The organism is Metabacillus halosaccharovorans, assembly GCF_002019635.1.
Lineage (GTDB): Bacteria > Bacillota > Bacilli > Bacillales > Bacillaceae > Metabacillus > Metabacillus halosaccharovorans.
Genome location: NZ_KV917372.1, coordinates 1,334,791 through 1,354,911 on the forward strand (window position 1 = coordinate 1,334,791; position 20,121 = coordinate 1,354,911).

The 20,121-nt window shown below is 36.9% G+C and carries 19 protein-coding genes, 22 tRNA genes and 1 rRNA gene; 8 read left to right on the forward strand and 34 right to left on the reverse strand.

The window, feature by feature from the left end:
* Nucleotides 1–29: 29 nt before the first annotated feature.
* From BK577_RS26830 to BK577_RS20795, 6 genes are all read right to left on the reverse strand, one after another.
* A complete protein-coding gene (locus BK577_RS26830; protein WP_425435963.1) occupies nt 30–299 on the reverse strand; it encodes a DUF6171 family protein in 270 nt (89 codons plus the stop codon).
* Nucleotides 296–1,786: an alpha-N-arabinofuranosidase gene (locus BK577_RS20775; protein ID WP_078434711.1), complete on the reverse strand. Its 1,491-nt coding sequence runs from the start codon at nt 1,784–1,786 to the stop codon at nt 296–298. Before BK577_RS20775 ends, BK577_RS26830 begins: the two co-directional genes overlap by 4 nt.
* A 28-nt stretch (nt 1,787–1,814) precedes the next feature.
* Complete coding sequence (locus BK577_RS20780) at nt 1,815–2,783, reverse strand: glycoside hydrolase family 43 protein (RefSeq protein WP_078434712.1); 969 nt, start codon at nt 2,781–2,783, stop codon at nt 1,815–1,817.
* Between the two features lie 28 nt (nt 2,784–2,811).
* Nucleotides 2,812–3,675 carry a carbohydrate ABC transporter permease gene (locus BK577_RS20785; RefSeq protein WP_078434713.1) on the reverse strand — a complete coding sequence of 288 codons (864 nt, stop codon included), beginning with the start codon at nt 3,673–3,675 and terminating at the stop codon, nt 2,812–2,814.
* A gap of 16 nt (nt 3,676–3,691) precedes the next feature.
* Nucleotides 3,692–4,618 (reverse strand): carbohydrate ABC transporter permease, encoded by a 927-nt coding sequence (locus BK577_RS20790; protein WP_078434714.1) that lies wholly within the window; start codon nt 4,616–4,618, stop codon nt 3,692–3,694.
* Between the two features lie 78 nt (nt 4,619–4,696).
* Nucleotides 4,697–6,046, reverse strand: a complete 1,350-nt coding sequence (locus tag BK577_RS20795) for an ABC transporter substrate-binding protein (RefSeq protein WP_078434715.1) — start codon at nt 6,044–6,046, stop codon at nt 4,697–4,699.
* A 519-nt stretch (nt 6,047–6,565) separates the two neighbouring features.
* Here BK577_RS20795 and BK577_RS20800 point away from each other — a divergent pair.
* The 3 genes from BK577_RS20800 (at nt 6,566) to sda (ending at nt 8,427) form a co-directional block, all read left to right on the forward strand.
* Complete coding sequence (locus BK577_RS20800) at nt 6,566–7,483, forward strand: ArsR/SmtB family transcription factor (RefSeq protein WP_026561741.1); 918 nt, start codon at nt 6,566–6,568, stop codon at nt 7,481–7,483.
* 309 nt (nt 7,484–7,792) lie between these two features.
* On the forward strand, nt 7,793–8,008 hold the full coding sequence (locus BK577_RS20805; RefSeq protein WP_078434716.1) for a hypothetical protein: 216 nt from the start codon (nt 7,793–7,795) through the stop codon (nt 8,006–8,008).
* A gap of 251 nt (nt 8,009–8,259) precedes the next feature.
* Nucleotides 8,260–8,427: a sporulation histidine kinase inhibitor Sda gene (gene sda / locus BK577_RS20810; RefSeq protein ID WP_078434717.1), complete on the forward strand. Its 168-nt coding sequence runs from the start codon at nt 8,260–8,262 to the stop codon at nt 8,425–8,427.
* A 101-nt stretch (nt 8,428–8,528) separates the two neighbouring features.
* Here sda and BK577_RS20815 read toward each other — a convergent pair whose 3' ends face one another.
* From BK577_RS20815 to rrf, 27 genes are all read right to left on the reverse strand, one after another.
* A complete protein-coding gene (locus BK577_RS20815; RefSeq protein WP_078434718.1) occupies nt 8,529–8,858 on the reverse strand; it encodes an antibiotic biosynthesis monooxygenase family protein in 330 nt (109 codons plus the stop codon).
* Between the two features lie 16 nt (nt 8,859–8,874).
* Nucleotides 8,875–10,668 carry an ABC transporter ATP-binding protein gene (locus BK577_RS20820; RefSeq protein WP_078435340.1) on the reverse strand — a complete coding sequence of 598 codons (1,794 nt, stop codon included), beginning with the start codon at nt 10,666–10,668 and terminating at the stop codon, nt 8,875–8,877.
* A gap of 19 nt (nt 10,669–10,687) precedes the next feature.
* A complete protein-coding gene (locus BK577_RS20825) occupies nt 10,688–12,424 on the reverse strand; it encodes an ABC transporter ATP-binding protein (RefSeq protein WP_078434719.1) in 1,737 nt (578 codons plus the stop codon).
* Nucleotides 12,424–13,167, reverse strand: a complete 744-nt coding sequence (locus tag BK577_RS20830; protein WP_078434720.1) for a PadR family transcriptional regulator — start codon at nt 13,165–13,167, stop codon at nt 12,424–12,426. The genes BK577_RS20825 and BK577_RS20830 overlap by 1 nt, the downstream gene beginning before the upstream one ends.
* Before the next feature lie 167 nt (nt 13,168–13,334).
* A tRNA-Arg gene (locus BK577_RS20835) sits at nt 13,335–13,408 on the reverse strand.
* Between the two features lie 32 nt (nt 13,409–13,440).
* Nucleotides 13,441–13,515 (reverse strand) — tRNA-Asn (locus tag BK577_RS20840).
* Between the two features lie 9 nt (nt 13,516–13,524).
* Nucleotides 13,525–13,601, reverse strand: a tRNA-Ile gene (locus BK577_RS20845).
* Nucleotides 13,602–13,626: 25 nt separating this feature from the next.
* Nucleotides 13,627–13,700: transfer RNA gene (locus BK577_RS20850), tRNA-Gly, on the reverse strand.
* A 13-nt stretch (nt 13,701–13,713) separates the two neighbouring features.
* A tRNA-Cys gene (locus BK577_RS20855) sits at nt 13,714–13,787 on the reverse strand.
* Between the two features lie 6 nt (nt 13,788–13,793).
* Nucleotides 13,794–13,868, reverse strand: a tRNA-Gln gene (locus tag BK577_RS20860).
* 181 nt (nt 13,869–14,049) lie between these two features.
* Nucleotides 14,050–14,125, reverse strand: a tRNA-His gene (locus BK577_RS20865).
* A gap of 11 nt (nt 14,126–14,136) precedes the next feature.
* A tRNA-Trp gene (locus BK577_RS20870) sits at nt 14,137–14,210 on the reverse strand.
* A 12-nt stretch (nt 14,211–14,222) separates the two neighbouring features.
* Nucleotides 14,223–14,306, reverse strand: a tRNA-Tyr gene (locus BK577_RS20875).
* Between the two features lie 9 nt (nt 14,307–14,315).
* A tRNA-Phe gene (locus tag BK577_RS20880) sits at nt 14,316–14,388 on the reverse strand.
* A 389-nt stretch (nt 14,389–14,777) separates the two neighbouring features.
* A tRNA-Asp gene (locus BK577_RS20885) sits at nt 14,778–14,854 on the reverse strand.
* Nucleotides 14,855–14,903: 49 nt separating this feature from the next.
* Nucleotides 14,904–14,980: transfer RNA gene (locus BK577_RS20890), tRNA-Met, on the reverse strand.
* A gap of 117 nt (nt 14,981–15,097) precedes the next feature.
* Nucleotides 15,098–15,190: transfer RNA gene (locus tag BK577_RS20895), tRNA-Ser, on the reverse strand.
* Between the two features lie 18 nt (nt 15,191–15,208).
* Nucleotides 15,209–15,285, reverse strand: a tRNA-Met gene (locus BK577_RS20900).
* A 23-nt stretch (nt 15,286–15,308) separates the two neighbouring features.
* Nucleotides 15,309–15,384: transfer RNA gene (locus BK577_RS20905), tRNA-Ala, on the reverse strand.
* A gap of 8 nt (nt 15,385–15,392) precedes the next feature.
* Nucleotides 15,393–15,469: transfer RNA gene (locus BK577_RS20910), tRNA-Pro, on the reverse strand.
* Between the two features lie 5 nt (nt 15,470–15,474).
* Nucleotides 15,475–15,551, reverse strand: a tRNA-Arg gene (locus BK577_RS20915).
* 9 nt (nt 15,552–15,560) lie between these two features.
* A tRNA-Leu gene (locus BK577_RS20920) sits at nt 15,561–15,649 on the reverse strand.
* Between the two features lie 6 nt (nt 15,650–15,655).
* Nucleotides 15,656–15,730, reverse strand: a tRNA-Gly gene (locus BK577_RS20925).
* Between the two features lie 13 nt (nt 15,731–15,743).
* Nucleotides 15,744–15,826, reverse strand: a tRNA-Leu gene (locus BK577_RS20930).
* A gap of 21 nt (nt 15,827–15,847) precedes the next feature.
* Nucleotides 15,848–15,923 (reverse strand) — tRNA-Val (locus BK577_RS20935).
* Between the two features lie 64 nt (nt 15,924–15,987).
* Nucleotides 15,988–16,062 (reverse strand) — tRNA-Glu (locus tag BK577_RS20940).
* Nucleotides 16,063–16,091: 29 nt separating this feature from the next.
* Nucleotides 16,092–16,207, reverse strand: a 5S ribosomal RNA gene (gene rrf, locus BK577_RS20945).
* A gap of 334 nt (nt 16,208–16,541) precedes the next feature.
* Here rrf and BK577_RS20950 point away from each other — a divergent pair.
* The 4 genes from BK577_RS20950 (at nt 16,542) to BK577_RS26765 (ending at nt 18,472) form a co-directional block, all read left to right on the forward strand.
* On the forward strand, nt 16,542–16,796 hold the full coding sequence (locus tag BK577_RS20950; RefSeq protein ID WP_078434721.1) for a DUF1292 domain-containing protein: 255 nt from the start codon (nt 16,542–16,544) through the stop codon (nt 16,794–16,796).
* A gap of 89 nt (nt 16,797–16,885) precedes the next feature.
* Nucleotides 16,886–17,194: a hypothetical protein gene (locus BK577_RS20955; RefSeq protein ID WP_425435978.1), complete on the forward strand. Its 309-nt coding sequence runs from the start codon at nt 16,886–16,888 to the stop codon at nt 17,192–17,194.
* A 13-nt stretch (nt 17,195–17,207) separates the two neighbouring features.
* Nucleotides 17,208–17,969 carry an erythromycin esterase family protein gene (locus BK577_RS26760; RefSeq protein ID WP_342743318.1) on the forward strand — a complete coding sequence of 254 codons (762 nt, stop codon included), beginning with the start codon at nt 17,208–17,210 and terminating at the stop codon, nt 17,967–17,969.
* Complete coding sequence (locus BK577_RS26765; RefSeq protein WP_342743319.1) at nt 17,963–18,472, forward strand: erythromycin esterase family protein; 510 nt, start codon at nt 17,963–17,965, stop codon at nt 18,470–18,472. Before BK577_RS26760 ends, BK577_RS26765 begins: the two co-directional genes overlap by 7 nt.
* Before the next feature lie 135 nt (nt 18,473–18,607).
* On the opposite strand, the gene BK577_RS20965 is transcribed toward BK577_RS26765, so the two are convergent.
* Nucleotides 18,608–19,000: a hypothetical protein gene (locus BK577_RS20965; RefSeq protein WP_078434723.1), complete on the reverse strand. Its 393-nt coding sequence runs from the start codon at nt 18,998–19,000 to the stop codon at nt 18,608–18,610.
* Nucleotides 19,001–19,147: 147 nt separating this feature from the next.
* Between BK577_RS20965 and BK577_RS20970 the strand changes: the two genes are divergently transcribed.
* The gene (locus BK577_RS20970) at nt 19,148–20,104 is read left to right on the forward strand and encodes a 3'-5' exonuclease (protein WP_078434724.1); all 957 of its coding nucleotides are present in this window, start codon (nt 19,148–19,150) and stop codon (nt 20,102–20,104) included.
* Nucleotides 20,105–20,121 lie beyond the last annotated feature (17 nt).

Genomic DNA, 20,121 nt, shown 5'->3' on the forward strand with positions numbered 1-20,121 from the left:
CATTCATAAGTAGTGATCTTCTAAAGTTGTTACCATTTTGGTCCATTTGGATGTGGACATTGTTTATATGATAGTTTTGTTCGAAATTCCACATAACACCCGCAATGTAAACATGTTGTTTCACTTGAAAGAGAAGGACAGCTTAAACAGATGTCCATTCTCTTTTGATACAGCGAATCATTCACTAAATTGATTTCAAGCTCTAGTTGCTCTTGAACTAGCTTAGAAATTTGTGGTTTTGATCTATGTTCAACCTGGAAACAGCCTTTACAGTTTCTTTTTGATTCTATTTCTATCATGATGCTGTTATTAAAAGAACTGACATAGGCGGTATTTCAAATGACAGTTCATTCTCATTTACATTTAATCCTTCAAATACAGCAGGTTCTACAGCATTTGGATCTTCAAATGTATTTCTGTCATTCATATTTTCAGATGTTAAAATTTTCCCTCTAACCTGTGTCACATTTTTATCTAGTAAACCTCTTAATTCAATTGTTACAGGTGCTGAGTCCTGATTGCTTACATTACATAATGTAATATTCACTTCACCTTTCGTATTTTTTGAAGCTGATAGATGAACAGAAGGGATTTCTTCTTCCTTCCCCTTAAATGTTGATGTTGCAGCTTCAACCGTTAGACAAGCAGCATCTTGATGAACCTTATACATATCAAAAACATGATAAGTCGGAGTTAAAATCATATTTTCTCCTTCTGTTAAGACCATTGCTTGAAGAACGTTTACTGTTTGGGCAATGTTAGCCATTTGGACACGATCACAATGGTTGTTAAAAATATTTAGGGTAATACTCGCTACAAGCGCATCACGAATCGTATTTTGTTGATATAAAAACCCCGGATTTGTACCAGGCTCTACATCAAACCATGTGCCCCATTCATCTACAATCATGCCCACTCGTTTTTCCGGATCATATTTATCCATGATCGTACCATGTTTTGTTACAAGCTCATCCATATGTAGAGCCTTTTTCATCGTAGTGAACCATTCATCTTCAGTAAAGTCTGTTGCAGAGCCTTTCCCTAACCAAAAGTCACCTGGAATTGTATAGTAATGAAGGCTTAACCCATCCATAAAACGACCTGCAGTACGCATTAACACTTCTGTCCAGTTATAGTCGTCTACATTTGCTCCTCCGGCAATTTTGTAAATTTTATTATCTCCATAGTTTCTTACATAGGTCTGGAATTGGCGATAAAGATCTGCATAATATTCGGGACGCATATTTCCACCACAGCCCCAGTTTTCATTACCTACTCCGAAATAAGTTAATTTCCATGGTTCTTCTCGGCCATTTTCACTTCTCCAGTTAGCCATTGGAGATTCTCCATCAAATGTCATATATTCAACCCATTCTGACATTTCCTGAACTGTTCCGCTTCCAACATTCCCGCAAATATATGGCTCACACTCCAGTAACTCACAAAGAAGCATAAATTCATGTGTACCGAAATGGTTGTTTTCTACAACTCCACCCCAGTGGGTATTAACCATTCTTTTTCTGTTTTCTCGCGGACCAACACCATCTTTCCAATGATACTCATCAGCAAAACAGCCACCCGGCCAGCGTAGTACTGGAATATTTAAATTTTTTAGCGCTTGAAGAACATCATTCCGAATTCCTTTTGTGTTAGGAATAGCAGAATCTTCTCCCACCCAAATTCCTTCATAAATACAACGCCCAAGATGTTCTGCGAAGTGCCCGTAAATATTTTTATTTATTTTTCCCTTTTCAATATCTGCATTGATAATAATTGAATTACCCATTTCAATCACTCCTACACTATTAGTCTATTTATTTTTTACTAACTTCACGATCCGGAACAGGGTTTCCGAATACAGGTAGTCCATCTTCTCTCCAAGTAAACACCTGTGCACGTGTATGACGATTTGGATCGTATAATGGATCACCTTCAATCTCTTTATAATTTCTTGCATGATACACCATTACATCTTCATTTCCATCCTCTGAAACCGTAAAACTATTATGCCCAGGGCCATATTGACCTGTTTGCTCATTTGTTTGGAAAACAGGTTCAGTTAATTTAGTCCATGAAGCCGGATTCAGTAAGTCTGCATCCGCAGAGGCATACAATAACCCCATACAATAATGATGATTTGTCGCACTAGCTGAAAAGGAAACAATAATTTTTCCATTTCGCTTTAATACAGCAGGACCTTCATTAACGAGGAATCCTATTTTTTCCCAATCATATTCAGGAGTTGTAATCATCACTTGTTCACCTGTAATTGTCCAAGGATTTTCCATCTTTGCGATATATAAATTAGAATTACCTTTAATGCCCGGATCTTTCTGAGGCCAAATAAGATAACGCACGCCTTTATGCTCAAAGGTTGTTGCATCAAGAGCAAATGTTTCCCATTTTGTTTTAATCTGGCCTTTTTCTTCCCATGTTCCTTCTAAAGGATTTGCCGACTTATTTTCAAGCACATACATACGATGATCAAATAATCCTTCATTTGTTTCAGCTGTTCTAGCTGCGGCAAAATAAATGTACCAAGCTCCATCGATATAATGAATTTCAGGTGCCCAAATATTCGCACTCATCGGACCACGATCATATTTTCTCCAAGCCACAACAGGCTCTGCCTCTCCTAAACCTTGAATAGTGGTTGCTCTGCGAACTTCAATACGATCATATTCAGGGACAGATGCAGTAAAGTAATAATAGCCATCAACATGCTTATATACCCAAGGGTCTGCACGCTGATCAATAATTGGATTTTGATACTTATTTGACATAATAAACTCTCCTTTTCCGGAAAACTATTTATCCTTTAATTCCAGTCATTGTAATCCCTTCTATAAATTGCTTTTGAGCAAAGAAGAACATAAGAATTGTTGGGATTAGCGCTAATACGGACCCGGCCATAATGAGTGTCCATTCTGATGTATAATAACCATTAAAGGATGCCAATACCAATTGAAGTGTAAACTTTTCAGGCGTATTAATGTAAATTAATGGTCCAAGGAAATCATTATATCCAGCCAAAAACCATAAAATAGCTTGTGTGACAATTGCCGGCTTTGCCAACGGTAAAATGATTCTGATAAAAATTCCAAAATAACCTAAACCATCGATTTTCGCAGCCTCTATTAATTCATCAGGAATGGTCATAAAAAACTGTCTTAGAAAAAAGATTGCCATTGCCGTACCAAACATTCCCGGTATAATTAATGGCATCCACGTGTCCAGCCAACCTAAATCTCTAAAAATGATAAAAGTCGGTACCATCGTAACAACACCTGGCAGCATAATTGTCGCTAAAAGAACGAGAAATAACTTATCCCTTCCTGGAAACTTTAATTTCGAAAACCCAAATGCTGCTAATGAGCTTGTAAACACCCCGATTACAGTAGGCGGGATAATGACCGCAAACGTATTCATAAAACCTCTTAACAAATTTGCTTCAGTTAAAACTGTCCAATAATTCTCCCAAACAAACTTTTCAGGAATCCATTGAGGAGGCATTGTAAAAACTGCCCCTTCCGGCTTTAGGGACGTTGATAACATCCAGAAAAATGGTATAGCCATAATAAAACCACCAATAATTAAAAACACATATGCAGCGATCTTTTGAATGAGTCGTATGTTCTTTACGTTTTTATTCCAAGCAACACTTGTCGCAGACATATTCTTCACTTCCTTATTAATAATGAACCCAACGTTTACTTAGTTTAAAATTAATTAATGTAATGATTAAGATAATAATTCCTAATACCCAAGCCATTGCTGATGCATAGCCCATTTCCATGTAACGGAATGCATTTAGGAATAAGTAGTAAACAACAGTCGTTGTGGAATAATTCGGACCACCTTCAGTCATGATCATAAATCGTTGGAAATCCTGAAGAGCTCCAATGATAGAGGTAATCAGAATAAAGAATGTTGTCGGTGATATAGATGGAATCGTGACAAACCTTAACTTTTGCCAAATGTTAGCTCCATCGATATCTGCTGCTTCGTAAAGATTTTTTGGTACAGACTGAAGTGCTGCTAAATATAAAATCATATTGATTCCCAATCCGCCCCAAACACCTTGAATAATCATTGCAGGCATCGCCCAATTTTCATCACTCAGCCAAGGCGGCCCTGTAATGCCGATATAACCAAGCAGGACATTTAATAATCCGAAATCCGAGTTAAAAATCCATTTCCACAGCAAAGATATTGCAACGATGGAGCACACTGTTGGTAGAAAAAAGGCTGTTCGAAACAAAGATAGTCCCTTTACTTTCTGGTTTAAAGCTATGGCAATAAACAAAGCAATCACCATACCAAAAGGAATTCCTAATGCAGCATAAAATGTATTAAAAACTGTCTTCCAAAACAAATCATCTTCAAAAAATAATCTCTTGTAGTTTTCTAAACCATTGAATTGAGCTGGTGTATATAAATCAAACTTTGTAAAACTGACGTAAACGGAAAATAACATTGGGATAAAAGCAAAGCAGAGAAATCCAATTAAAGGCGGGGCAACAAACAAGTATCCCCACATATATTCTGATTTGAATCTTCTTTTCTTCTTCACGTTTATCTCAGCTTTCTTCGTCTTTGTTGCTGTCTGCGTTATCATGTTATCACCCTTTCTATCACAGATATTTCAAACCTAGAGGGGAATGTACAAATTCATTTCCCCTCTATACGCAGTGTGTTACTCAAAAATTGCTGGATTACCCTCTTTTAAATGCTTATCTACCTCAGGCTTAATTTCATTTAATAGTTCTTCAGCTGATTTTTTTCCATTCCAAAGGTCAGCAAGCTTTTGATTGACTGTATCAAGCCATTTGTTATTTGTCGTCATTGACCATGGACCCGGGCGCTGATTTTCTGCAGCTTGAATAAACACTTCAGGATTTTTAGGTTTTTGACCAGGCTGTAAGAATACATCTGTATTTGATAATGATTTATAAGTTGGAATAGCAAATCCTAATTCTGTTTGAATGGTTTGTCCTTCTTCACCAGCTAAATATTCTACTAATCTAAAGGACTCATCTACAAATTTTGTTTTCTTATTAATGGCGTATCCTACTGAACCTGACCAACCAGATGATTCACCGGTTTTTCCAGCTGGGAAAGGAGCAACATTCCAATCGAAGTTCAATTTACGATATGTTGGTACCATCCAGCGACCATTGAAGACCATTGCCACTTTACCTGATTCAAACATTTGATCTGCTGACATCGCTTCCAAAGCACGGGAATCAGGAGCGACATTGTGCTTATTTGACATATCTGCAACAAATTGCATCGCTTCAACTGCTTCCGGACTGTTTAACACAAATTCTTTTCGATCTTCACTTAAAACATTACCACCATTTGACCAAACAAATCCTTCCCACCATAGTGGCCCCATACCATATTGCTCAGGCTTGCCGTCACCATTTTCATCAATTGTTAATTTTTTCGCAATTTCTATATATTCCTCCCAGCTCATTGGTTTCTCAGGTGATGGATAAGGAATACCCGCTTTATCGAAAAGTTCTTTATTGTAATATAAAACAGAAGGTCCAATATCCTTAGGTAAAGCGTATAAGTCACCCTCTCCTAATGTTTTTCCATTGTATTTATATCGAACTAATGCTGATTCCCACATATCATCAGTGTTAATGTCACTGTTATCGATCAATTCCTGCATATTTAAAAATAAGTCTGCAGATACCCATCTACCAAAGTCACCGTCACTAGCAAAAACAACATCAGGTGCTGTTCCACCAGCAAGCATTGTATTCATCTTTCCTGCATAATCATCTGGAATATGTGTAACTTTAACCTTAATATCCGGGTTATCTTCTTCGAAATTACTTACTAATTCTTTAAATACTTTCAATTCATCCGGAGATCCCCAAGTTGAAATCCCAATTGTTGTTGTGCCATCTTCATTTTTTCCGGATTGTGTTGCTGAATCGCCACCATTTTCAGAACCTGTAAATGCTGAACAGCCTATTAAACTACCAAATAGCATCATAGCAATTCCTAAAGAAATCAATTTCTTAACAAACATGTTAATCCCCCTCAATTTTTATTAAGCGCTTTCAATCATAGCCAAAAATTCCATCCTGACAAACACAATTAGTTAACTCCTAAATGTAAGTTCTAATCTTTACATCTCCTTTTTATCTTGATTGCTAATTCGATTAATAATATAAACATTAACATTTCATTGTTTTCGTTAATATTAATGTTATTAATGATTAGTATATTTATTAACTATATAACTGTCAACTATTTTTGAAAAAATAAATTTTATCCTTAATTTAACTATTAAACTAAGCATTGTTGAATTCTTTGTTAGTTATTTATTGATTTATTGCAATCTTACCATGTTATCACTAATCATTAATAAATTTATTATTAAATTAAAAATAAACAAAATGGCTTCTTTGTTATGTTTTTCTCTTATAAAACAGTAGATTAATAATATAAGCATAAAATAAAAATTGAAAGGTTAACATACTTGTATACTAATTAACAAACGTGTATATTATATGTAAACTGCACGAAATGATGGAGGACTAATTTCATGAAAATAGATACAACAGATGAATATTTACCTATATATGAAGCTTTAGCAAGCACAGTACGTTTAAAAATTATTCAATTACTATCACTACGCCCTATGAACATTAAAGAATTAGCAGAGGCCGCCGAACTAAGCAGTGCAATTATGACCATGCATGTTAAAAAGTTAGAAAAAGCAGGAATAATTAGAACTGACATGGTTCCAGGGAAGGCCGGATTACAAAAATTGTGCGTACTTGATGTTGATCAAATTGAAATAAATTTTCCGGCAGCACTTAGTCAAATTAAAGAATTTCATCAAACTGATGTTTCAGTAGGTCATTATACTGACTTTCAAATTGAACCAACATGTGGTTTAGCAACACGGGAGAAAATAATAGGAGAGTTTGATGAGCCACGTTATTTTCTTGATCATGAACGGGTAAATGCGAATATTCTATGGTTCGGCCAAGGCTATGTTGAATATAAAATCCCTAACTTTCTGTTATCAAGCAACCGTCCCGAAGAACTTGAAATTTCTATGGAATTATCATCTGAAGCACCTGACACAAATAACAATTGGCCATCAGACATTTCATTTTATTTGAATAATGTATTTTTAGGTATCTGGACAAGTCCCGGAGACTTTGGAGATAATAAAGGAAAATATACTCCTTCCTGGTGGCCGAGTATCATTAACCAATACGGATTATTAAAATACCTCCGCATTACTTCTAACGGGACTTATATGGATGGTAATAAAATCTCAGATGTGACAATTCATGATGTGGGAATTCGTGATAAACAATGGACATTCAAAATCGCAGTTGAAAAAGATGCAGAGCATGTCGGAGGAGTTACCCTTTTCGGTTCAGGATTTGGAAACTATAACCAAGATATTATCTTTAGACTATATTATTCAAAGGAACAAAAGGCATAAAATGATTCCCACCTTTCAACAATAGTGAAGGGTGGGATTTTAAATGAGAAAAAATCGGCTTATCACCAAGTCTTAATGGCGAAAAAACCTTCGTTTTCCTTATTCTATCTGATAGTAAAATAAACTTTTCTACAAGGCATTGTACTTTTAAGCACCTCAAATATCCTCACTACATCTAATAAATTGACTTTTTCGATCTTACTTTGGAAAAAATTACCCTTAGCAAATATCAACTACAACAAGTAAAATGATAGCTACTACATATCTTAAGATACTCTACTATTGCATATCATAAGAAAGGGGTTCACTATGGAAGAATTCTTTGCCCAAGTAGAAGTGTGGCGTCAAAATAATACACTTCTTCGTGTCGTTTTTACGAAAAGAAAAGTTGGAAGAGTAACCTTCTCCGGCCGAATTATCCAATTATCACAAGATCAGTCACAACTTTTATTTTATAATGTCGATTCTAAATCTGTTTTTTCTCTTGAAGTTAATGAAATCGATGATATTAACGCTTTCTCTTAGCTGTTAACTGCTTATATCCACAGTAAAAAATACCATTCAACTTTAATCTGCTTAACATCATTAATAAAATAAAAATCAACTCTTTTACCCTAACTCCACTAATTGTTTTCCTTACTTTTTTACTAGTTTTCACTAGTTTTTTTACTTTTTTTGTCTAATTGTAGGATTGATCGTCGAAAGCCTTATCTTTTTCATGAGTTTTGGTTAAAATAATCTTTATGTTAGATACTTTACAAGGAGTTATTTGAACTATGCCCTATCAAACTACCCTAAAACTAATCTCTAATTTGACACTTTATAAAGCCTACATAGATGCGCTTAAATTAAATGTATCAGAGGACTTTATGCAAATATTACTTGAAGAAATGAAATCCCGCTCTATGCCATTGCCTATTACATTACAGGATAAATCGTTTTAAATTATTTAGTTTTCCAGAAGTACAAAAAGCACAAATCTATCATTATAAGATTTGTGCTTTTTGTTATTTATTAAGAAATAAAACAAAACCCATGTATTATATTATTCCTCCGAAGAATCATAAAGCTCATATGCTCTGAGTGTTTTTTTCATTTTTACTTGTTCAAGTTGCGGATTTTCTTTTCTTTTTTTATTCATTTCCTTATGCTCGTTTACATGATCCTCTCTTGAAATCCATGCTTTGAAATCTGCTTGAGATTCCCACTTTGAGACATAGACAAATTCTACAGTTTCTGTGTTTTCTCTTTTCCAGCATTCAAATGAAATCAGACCTTTTGCTCCAGCCAATTTATCTTTGTCTTTTTCTCTTTTCATTACTAATCTTTCTTCATACGCTTTTTCAATTTCAAACGTTGCAGTATTTACAAACATTTCATTCATCCTTTCATTAAATAGCCATTTGTTTTGAATATAGCTCATAGTAAAAACCGCGCTGATTTAATAATTCATGATGGTTCCCACTTTCTATAATCTCACCATCTTGTATAACTATAATTTGATTAGCTAGCTCAATTGTTTTTAAACGATGAGCAATTACAAAGCTGGTTTTACCTTTTATTAAGTTGCGAATTCCTCTTTGAATATCAATTTCGGTTTTTGTATCTATATTTGATGTTGCTTCATCTAAAATTAACAAATCAGGATTTGCTAATATGGCTCTAGCAATGGATAGAAGCTGTTTTTGACCTTGACTTATATTTTGACCACCAGAAGAAATGGTTGTTTGATATTGGTTAGGCAAATGCTTAATAAATCCATGTGCAGAGGCTGTTTTTGCTGCTTCAATCACTTCTTCATCTGTTGCATCAAGGCGGCCGTAGCGGATATTTTCCATAATCGTTCCTGAAAATAAATAAGGATCTTGAAGGACAATACCAATTCTTTTCCGTAAATCTCGTAGTTTATAATCCTTTATATTTCTTCCGTCCAGTAAAAGTTCACCTGATCGGACATCATAAAACCTCATTAACAAGTTAATAATCGTTGTTTTACCAGAACCGGTTGGACCAATTATAGCAATCATTTCCCCTGGTTTTGCTGAAAAATGTATATTTTTTAAAATAGGCTTGTTTTGTTCATATTGAAAATCAACATGTCGAAATTGTACCTCACCCTTCAATGAACTAACTTGAAGCGCATCTCTTTTGTCTACTAAATCAGGGACTTCATCCATTGTTTCAAAAACCCGCTCTGCTCCGGCTAATGCTGCTTGTATTGAATTGAGCAATGTTGATAACTGATTAATCGGCCTTGTAAACTGCCTGGAATACGTAACAAAGGACGCGATAATTCCAATTGTTGTATGCCCATTAAGAGCCATTAAAGCACCGACAGCAATCACGATCGCAAGCCCCATATTACTTAAAAAGTTATTAAATGGACCGAGTGTTCCAGAAAACATATCGGCTTTAATCGCAGATTGGCGCAAACGTTCATTTACCTCATGGAATTGTCCGAAAGTATCTTCTTCCTTACCAAATAAAGCGATAACCTCTCCACCACTTATCGTTTCTTCGACAAAGCCATTTAACTCACCAACATCTTTCTGTCTTTGCGAAAAGTTTTTCCGACTAATACTTACAATTTTCTTCGTGACATAAAGCATAACCGGAATGATCAAAAAAGACACGATCGCCAATACCCAATTCAAGGAAAACATAGCGATGGTAACACCGATAATTGTTAGTAGTGAGGATACAAACTGAACCACACTTTGACTAAGGGCTTGATTTAATTGCTCAAGGTCATTTGTAAATCTACTCATTAGCTCACCATGTTTATGCTGGTCAAAAAAACGTAATGACAAAGTTTGTAATTTTGCAAATAAATCCTCGCGTAATACTTTAATCGTATTTAATGAAATATCCACCATAATATAGCTTTGAAGCCAGGTAAGAATGGATGTACCGACATAAATCCCAACAAGCAACCATATCATGCGTATGGTACCAGTTACATCTTTTGGAAGGATGTAATGGTCAATAATCACCCCAATAAAATATGGACCTAGAAGACTTAAGCTTGAAGATAAAATAACAAGAATAACTGAAGCAACTAAACTCTTTTTTTGTTTTTTCATATACAACCAAATTCTTAGCAAAGTTCCTTTAGGGTCCTTTGTTTTTTCAACAGGTCCTGACACCCTTCCCCCCGGACCCGCTCCTCTTGTTGTTTGCTGCATTCTTGCCACACTATTATTATTACTCAACCATTACACCTCCAGTCTGTACTTGAGTTTGATAGATTTCCTGATAAACAGTACACGACTCCAGTAATTCATCATGTGTTCCTACTCCCGCTATGGATCCTTCTTCCATAACAAGAATTTTATCTGCATCAAGAATGGAAGAAATCTTTGATGAAACCATAAAGATTGTTGTCTTTGGGTATGAGGATTTTAATGCATCAAGAATTATTGCTTCTGACCGAGCATCAACCGCAGATGTGGCATCATCCAAAATAAGGATAGACGGCTTTCGCACAAATGCTCTGGCAAGTGATAATCGTTGCTTTTGTCCTCCAGATAAATTAGTAGCTTCTTGAGTTAAAGGATGTTCATACCGGGCATCAAGCTTCTGAATAAACTCTTCTGCACATGCATTCTTACTAGCCAATTGCATCTCGGTTTCTGACGCACCCTTTTTTCCATAGGTCAGGTTGGATTTAATGCTTCCTGAAAATAAAAATGGTTTTTGCGTAACATACCCTATGGATCCGCGAATATGCTTTAAACTTATGTTTTTACTATTCTGTCCATCTATTAAAATCTCCCCGTGATCCACATCATATAATCTTGGAAACAATTTAACCAACGTTGTTTTCCCACTACCTGTTGCTCCAATAATGCCAATTTTCTCGCCGTGACTAGCAGAAAATGAGATAGAATTTAGTACATATTCACCGTTTTTACTATATGAAAACGATACATTTCGAAATTCTACATCTCCTTTAATCGGCATTTCATCAATTGTACTTTCAACTCGGTCTGTACTAATTTCTAAAACTTCTTGAATTCGATCTGCTGAGGGTAGTGCTCTCATAAGCTGCATCAGAACCATACTACTTGAAGTGAGCGCCATTAAAATGATGTTTAGATAATTAATAAACGCCAGAATTACACCCACTTGTATAGTGCTTCCGCCAATCGGAAAAACTCCAAAAAGAAGAGCAATAGCCATTCCAATATTTATCACAAAAAGTAAAACCGGCATAAGGATTGTAATAATTTGTTCAGCAACTTTTGTTTTATTTGTTAGCGAAACGTTCACTTTATGAAATAAATTTATTTCATATTCCTTTCGTACAAAAGCTTTTACAACCCTAATTCCTGCAATACTTTCCTGAAGCTTTGAATTTAGCTGATCTAACGCTTCTTGAACACGTTTAAACCAAATACCTGCTTTTCTCGAAAGAAGGATAATGACAAAGAGAAGAATTGGAATAATTATAACTAAAATCGGAAACAGCTCTCTTGCTTGAAAAAAAACGATTATGACACTCCCAATAAAGAGTAGAGGCCCCCTTACAAATACACGAAGTGTCATCATAACCGCTTGCTGAACTGAATTAATATCACTCGTTACATTTGTAATTAGTTTACCAGTACCAATTCTGTCGCGATTCTCACTAGATAAATGTTCGATCTTATAAAATAAATCTCGTCGAATATCAGTAGCAATATTAATGGCAGATTTAGTGCTAAATATTGTACAACCTATTCCACCAATCAAGCCAATAATTGCCGCAATGATCATAAACGTTCCCATTTGGATAACGTATGTTGTATCATTCTCAGCAATTCCGTAATCTATGATTTTTTGTAAAAGAAGAGGCTGTAACAAGTCCATTGTTACCTCTAAAGCCATTAATAAAGGAGCGAGGATAACAAATAGCTTGTATGGCGTCGCATAAGGTAAAAGTTTTTTAATAGATTTCATTACATCTCACCTTTACTTTTTCCTTTTTTATCAGACCAATTAATAAGCTCATCCCTGCAACTATTCAGAATAGATAGAACATCCTTTGCAAGGTCCGGTTCAGAAAGTACTCTTTTCATTGCATAATGAAATTCAAGCTGAAGCTTACCCATTTCTTCCCGAACAAGTGAAGCTTCTTCAGACTGCTTCCAACGCAACCTCATTGCCCATTCCTGCCAAAAGATATCGTCTTCTTCACTTATTAAATCATTTATAAATTCTAACCCCTCCTCATTTAAAGCATATATTTTTTTATCTTCATCTACTTTAACTTCAATCAGTTTCTTTTCAACCAAATCCTGTAATGCAGGATAAATGGTTCCTGCACTGGGAGAATAATAGCCGCCACTTCTCTCCTCCAGTTGCTTCATTACCTGATAGCCATGTCTCGGTTCTTCTTTTAATAGCTGTAAAATCGCAAGCTGAATAATACCTCTACGTTTTGTAAATTTAGACTTCATTTTCTCTCTTAAATGTGGCTGTTTATCAAAAAATTTTAGTGCTGTTTTTAACCCTTTATGTGTTATCGATAGAACTTCCTGTTCATCTTTTTGTACAAAACCTTTTTCTATTGCTTCAAAAAGACAACTACTAGAATCGGTTAATTCATTTCTAAGAGATAGAAATAGTTCTCCTTGCTTTATTGGTTTTCTGCTTATAAATGTAAGCAATGTCAACATTTCCTGGCTAATATTACCTAACATACTAACCCTCCATCCATTTCGACTATTACGATAAATTTTAATCGATATAGTTTCGAAATACAACAAAAAAGAATGAAGCCAACTGAATTATTTAATGAAGCAACAGATTATTTTTGCTAAAAACACAAAAAGGTTAGTTTCATAATTGAAACTAACCTTTTTACTGACGCGCCTTAGAGGATTCGAACCTCTGACCGACGGCTTAGAAGGCCGTTGCTCTATCCTGCTGAGCTAAAGGCGCATATTTTGTTATTCCTTGCATTTCCATAAGAATGGCTCCGCAGGCAGGACTCGAACCTGCGACCGATCGGTTAACAGCCGATAGCTCTACCACTGAGCTACTGCGGAACACTATCATGGTGGGCCTAAATGGACTCGAACCATCGACCTCACGCTTATCAGGCGTGCGCTCTAACCAGCTGAGCTATAGGCCCATTTTTTTATCGAAATATGTATGTATGGAGCGGGTGAAGGGAATCGAACCCTCATCATCAGCTTGGAAGGCTGAGGTTTTACCACTAAACTACACCCGCATATTAAATGTTTTGGAGGCACCACCCGGATTTGAACCGGGGATAGAGGTTTTGCAGACCTCGGCCTTACCACTTGGCTATGATGCCTCAAAATGGCTGGGCTAGCTGGATTCGAACCAACGCATGTCGCAGTCAAAGTGCGATGCCTTACCGCTTGGCTATAGCCCATTGAATAATCTTCATAAATAAGCTTCTTTCGAATCTTCTTCATGAAATCTCATCGCAAGAGGTTATTTTGTGTTATTCCAGACAGGAAATAACGCGAAATATCGTCGACAACCAAGTGCTTTTTTGGATCTAAATTTAAAGATCAACTGATCTAATGTATCCTAGTTATTAGCTATATAATTGGGGCGGCTGATGGGAATCGAACCCACGAATGTCGGAACCACAATCCGATGCGTTAACCACTTCGCCACAACCGCCATGGTTTTCTTGGCAGGGGCAGTAGGAATCGAACCCACACCAAAGGTTTTGGAGACCTCTATTCTACCGTTAAACTATGCCCCTATTTTAACAAAATGGTGGAGGGGGGCAGATTCGAACTGCCGAACCCTAAGGAGCGGATTTACAGTCCGCCGCGTTTAGCCACTTCGCTACCCCTCCACATAAAGGTGGCTCGGGACGGAATCGAACCGCCGACACATGGATTTTCAGTCCATTGCTCTACCAACTGAGCTACCGAGCCATAATTAATGTGTATTTGAAAAAAGATGCAAATTCACTTTTCAAGTACCTATTTTAAGATCTAATACTTTTTAAGTATTAGTGCTTTAACAATTTGTATATCGTACTCATCTCAGGATGATTATTCAAGAAGCAGCTCGATGAGTACGCTGAAGTATATTCAGGGTAGCTTATTCGGGCGTGCTCTACCAACTGAGCTACCGAGCCAATATAGTTTTCGGCTTCCACTAAGCTTCGAATCTCTTCGTCAGCTCCCTCACTCACATCCTCACGTATTTTCATACGCTCCGGTGTTCATTCAGTCGCTTCCTCGACCTTCTCGCTTATTGAAACCCTCTTACTCTGAATTAAGGCTATAAGAAATATTTATTAAAGATGTAGTAATAAAAATGGCGGTCCGGACGGGACTCGAACCCGCGACCTCCTGCGTGACAGGCAGGCATTCTAACCAACTGAACTACCGGACCTTTATTTGATCTTAAAGATATTAATTGACGTTATATCTATCACTTTAATTGGTTGCGGGGACAGGATTTGAACCTGCGACCTTCGGGTTATGAGCCCGACGAGCTACCAGACTGCTCCACCCCGCGGTAATAATAATTACTTAGAAATCGTATGCTTTTTTATACTGCTATAACGGACCGTCCCAATTGATCCAATCGGTACGCTGATGTAAATCAATGAAGCAGATTAGATAAAAAAACATATGGAGGAGGAAAGGGGATTCGAACCCCTGCGGGCTTTGACACCCCTGTCGGTTTTCAAGACCGATCCCTTCAGCCGGACTTGGGTATTCCTCCAATATTCATATGTGAAAATGGTAGCGGCGGAGGGAATCGAACCCACGACCTCACGGGTATGAACCGTACGCTCTAGCCAGCTGAGCTACACCGCCATAATTAGATGAAAAATTAAAATTGGTGGAGCCTAGCGGGATCGAACCGCTGACCTCCTGCGTGCAAAGCAGGCGCTCTCCCAGCTGAGCTAAGGCCCCAATTTAAATGGTCGGGAAGACAGGATTCGAACCTGCGACCCCTTGGTCCCAAACCAAGTGCTCTACCAAGCTGAGCTACTTCCCGTACTATGGCGCGCCCGAGAGGAGTCGAACCCCTAACCTTTTGATCCGTAGTCAAACGCTCTATCCAATTGAGCTACGGGCGCTAAATTTCTTGGTGCCGAGGACCGGAATCGAACCGGTACGGTAGTCACCTACCGCAGGATTTTAAGTCCTGTGCGTCTGCCAGTTCCGCCACCCCGGCACTTACTGGAGCGGAAGACGGGATTCGAACCCGCGACCCCCACCTTGGCAAGGTGGTGTTCTACCACTGAACTACTTCCGCTTAACTTTAATGATGCGGGTGAAGGGACTTGAACCCCCACGTCACAAGGACACTAGATCCTAAGTCTAGCGCGTCTGCCAATTCCGCCACACCCGCATGGTGTGTATTTCCAAATAATGGTGGAGGATGACGGGATCGAACCGCCGACCCCCTGCTTGTAAGGCAGGTGCTCTCCCAGCTGAGCTAATCCTCCGAAGTATGATGTACAAGTAGAAATGTTTCGACAACAGATCTTGTACTTAAGATATAAAATAACCTGGTGACCCATACGGGATTCGAACCCGTGTTACCGCCGTGAAAGGGCGGTGTCTTAACCGCTTGACCAATGGGCCAACTATCTTATTTCAACCAAATATGGTCTGCCTGGCAACGTCCTACTCTCACAGGGGGAATCCCCCAACTACCATCGGCGCTGAAGAGCTTAACTTCCGTGTTCGGCATGGGAACGGGTGTGACCTCTTCGCCATCATTACCAGACAATTTAGGACAACTTTTATTATAGTAAGTTTTTCTAAAAAAGCAAGAACTTTTTTATTTCATTTCAACCACTACAATTTTCTAGTTGATGACACAGGATTTATAATGTATCACATCATAAAATATAGTGTCAATCCTTTTTTTCACCAATTTATCAAGTTACCTTCTCTTGAAGACAAAAAATATAATAACATCCTTTTCAAAAAAATAAAAGACCTATTTTAACTTTTTTTAAAAAAGCTTTTAATAGTGATAGAAACAAAAGCTCTCTCTTTGGACATAAACTCCTTATTAAAGGAAACACTAACAATGAAAATTATAGGGAGTGATTCAAATGAGAGAACGCGATTTAATTACAGTTCTTGATGAATATAAACAAGAAAAACAGCTTTCAGTAGAAGCTTTAATTGTTATAAATTCTGAAACTTTCGCCCTATTAACACCGAAAGAAGATATTTCTGTCACCTTCGTTATGCAAGTTAAGGATGAGTTAGATGGTCAATATCTATTCGGGATTGATGACCCCGCAATGACAAATATGGTTTTAGATGCTTATGAAATAGCTGTCGATGCAAACCCTGCTGATTAAGTTCCGGAGGTGCCCGTTTGTCGAACAAAAAAGTTATAGAAGGTATAAACGAAAATCTTAAACACAAAATTGACCTTGAAATTAAAGGAATGACGTTCACCAAAAATTTTCGATCCCCGACTGCTGAAGAGTGGTATATTTTTTTACCCTCATATAAGGATCCAGTAACAGGTGGTGCACCTGGAAAGGCAATTATTCATTACAACTTGTATGACACGAAGCACATCTTTATTAATACAACAATTATTTTTGATGATCCTGAATTACATAATAGCAAGAATCACCAGCTTGTTTATTTCATTGCAGATGAAATTGTCAACCGACTTGTAGGATATGCTGACACCTTATTATCAGTACATTCAGGTGATAACTCCTACAATGCAGAATACAAACAATAATTGAGGGATGAAAATGAGCGTAAACCTAATTCAATCTATTAAAGAAGAATCACACCCTTTCCACAAGCAGGAAGGTGTTGATGCCTTAGTTAGTAAAGTAAAAAACGAAACGCTTGTTCTGCTAGGTGAATCTTCACATGGTACATCAGAATTTTACAAGATAAGAGCAGAGCTCTCGAAAAAGCTAATTACAGAAAAAGGGTTTATGTATATAGCTGTAGAAGGAGATTGGCCAGCTTGTCATCAAATTAATAACTATATTAAAGGTTATGACGACACTTTTTCCAACACAAGAGAAGTCTTGGCATCTTTTCACCGCTGGCCAACATGGATGTGGGCCAATGAGGAAATGATTGAGTTAATCGATTGGTTAAAAGATTACAATAGCAACAAGCCAAATGATAAAAAGGTAGGATTTTACGGTATTGACGTCTATTCATTATGGGAATCAATTGATGAGATTATCGCTTATTTAGAAAAAATTCAATCCCCACAAATCGAAATAGCAAAAAAGGCATTTTCATGTTTCGAACCTTTTAATCGTCGCCCTGAAAAATACGGTCTATCTGCTTCCTTCTATGGTGAAGACTGTTTGAACGAAGTGACCAAGCTATTAACTGAGATCATATTAAATAAACTGACGATATCTGACTCTGAAGATAGTTTAAACCTTGAAGTTAATACAATGATCACAGCCAATGCTGAGAATTACTACAGAACGATGGTCGTTAATGATAATGAGTCATGGAATATTCGAGAGACAGGCATATGGTAGAAGTCTTAAATAAAATACACGAATTCTATGGTGCACATGCAAAAGGAATCGTATGGGAGCATAACACTCATGTTGGTGATGCGCGGGCAACAGATATGGCCAATGAAGGGGTTGTCAATGTGGGTCAATTGCTCAGAGAGGAAAAAGGAGCTGAGACCATCTTCATTATTGGATTTGGTACACATAGAGGCACAGTTATCGCTGCTGACGAGTGGGGAGTTGCCCCTGAACAAATGCTCATTCCTCCCGCTCAAACAGGTAGTTGGGAGGATGCTATGCACAAAGCTGGCCCCCATGATAAATTCATTCATTTTACTAAACATAACCGTCATTTATTTCAAAAACCTATAGGACATCGTGCCATTGGAGTAGTCTATAACCCAGCTTACGAGCAATACGGAAATTATGTCCCTTCCGCCATGTCAAATCGATATGATGTCTTTATTTATATAAATGTGACGAACGCTCTCCATCCACTAACGGTTGAAGAAGTGATTTTATAAAATGTAAAAACACTTCTTCTTGGTCCATAAAAAAAGATGAATTTCAATTGGTTACTCCAACCTTTGAATTCAACTTTTTTCTTTTATTCGAATTGAATTAACCCAGCTTAATCCTTCCCTTTTCACATAAAAGTTTCACCTTTTATTTATCTTCCTCGACAGCTCATTACCAGTAAATTCTTCTATACCTTGAATTGCTAATGTTACATGTTTTTCGATGTAATTTGCCAATACCACTCTTTGAAAAATCACTTGTTTTTTTGCCGGTTCATTCACATTTGCATTTTTCGCCCATTCATTAAAGGCATTTTTGAACGCAACATAACTTCTAAATAAAACTGTTAATGCATGACGCAAACGCCGCTTCGCAACCACTTCCTGTTGAGATATCATGATTGTTGACCTTGTTAAAGAGACAAGTTCCATTAATAGAGATGAAATATATAAGTCATTAGGATGTTGACTATAAGAGTAATGCTTTAATAACCTTTTCATATATTTGTAGCTATTAATAAGTTCATCTTTCACGTTCATCTACTCCTCTCACACTATAATTATGCTTAGATTAAAGGAGACATGTTGCTACTGGAAAACTTGCAAAACATTTAACAATATTTGTATCTACCAATTCCTTCACAAGCCACATATAATTACCTGTTGAGAGGGGGAATATGAATGGCGGACATCAAGCAATTTGTTTTTTTTGACTTTGAAATGTTGTGCTCGGATACAGGGATGGCTTTCGAAGCGATGGAGGCCATTCGTTTAGGTGCAGTTAAATATGAACTTGAGACAGAGGAAGTATCATATTTTGATCAATTTATTCGTCCCCAAAGCACCGAGCCACTAACTGACTTTTGCAAGACCCTGACAGGAATAAATGATCATGACTTAACTGATGCAGCTAATTTTATCGAAGTTTTTATCGAGTTTCTTGAGTGGATTGGCGGAATTAAGAAAACAAAGTATTTTTCATGGTCTCCAAGTGATCTCTTTCGCTTAAAAATGGATGCAATAAGACATGATATCCCCGAAAGAACGCTAAAAAAGATTGAGCAACGGTACACCGATTTTCAGAAGGTATTCACAAATCGGGTTACCAAAAATCCAGTATCAGTTGAAGATGCTCTAAACCTTTATGATTTAGAATTTATAGGTGACATGCATAATCCAATGTATGATGCTTTTAATACTTTCCGTATCTTTCAAACCTTTATGAATGAACCTATTCAGTCTGATCTGATTATGGTTCAAAAAATTATACTAGAAGATACAATGCCTGTTACTATCAAAAATGTTAATGATAAAATACAATACCAACTACACAATGATGCCAAACAATTAACTGAGCAACTTCGCCATACTTATCGTTTGCGTGATATAAAAAAACTGCTTAAACCAATTAGACGAACTGCATTAAAGTATAAAAATTTGATCTTCAACCGCTCCGGCATTTTTTCAGAGAGTAATATTCATCACGCACGATGCTTTCTCGCCTTTTATCAGGATTTCGTTCAGACTTGTGAAGAACATATTGCTTATTCTTCTAAAACAGTAATACTGCATGAACATCTGCTTCGTCCTATAGAGCAGATTACCTTATACGAAAAAGCGAAAATAACAGCTAGTTAATATACTTATGCTAAAGG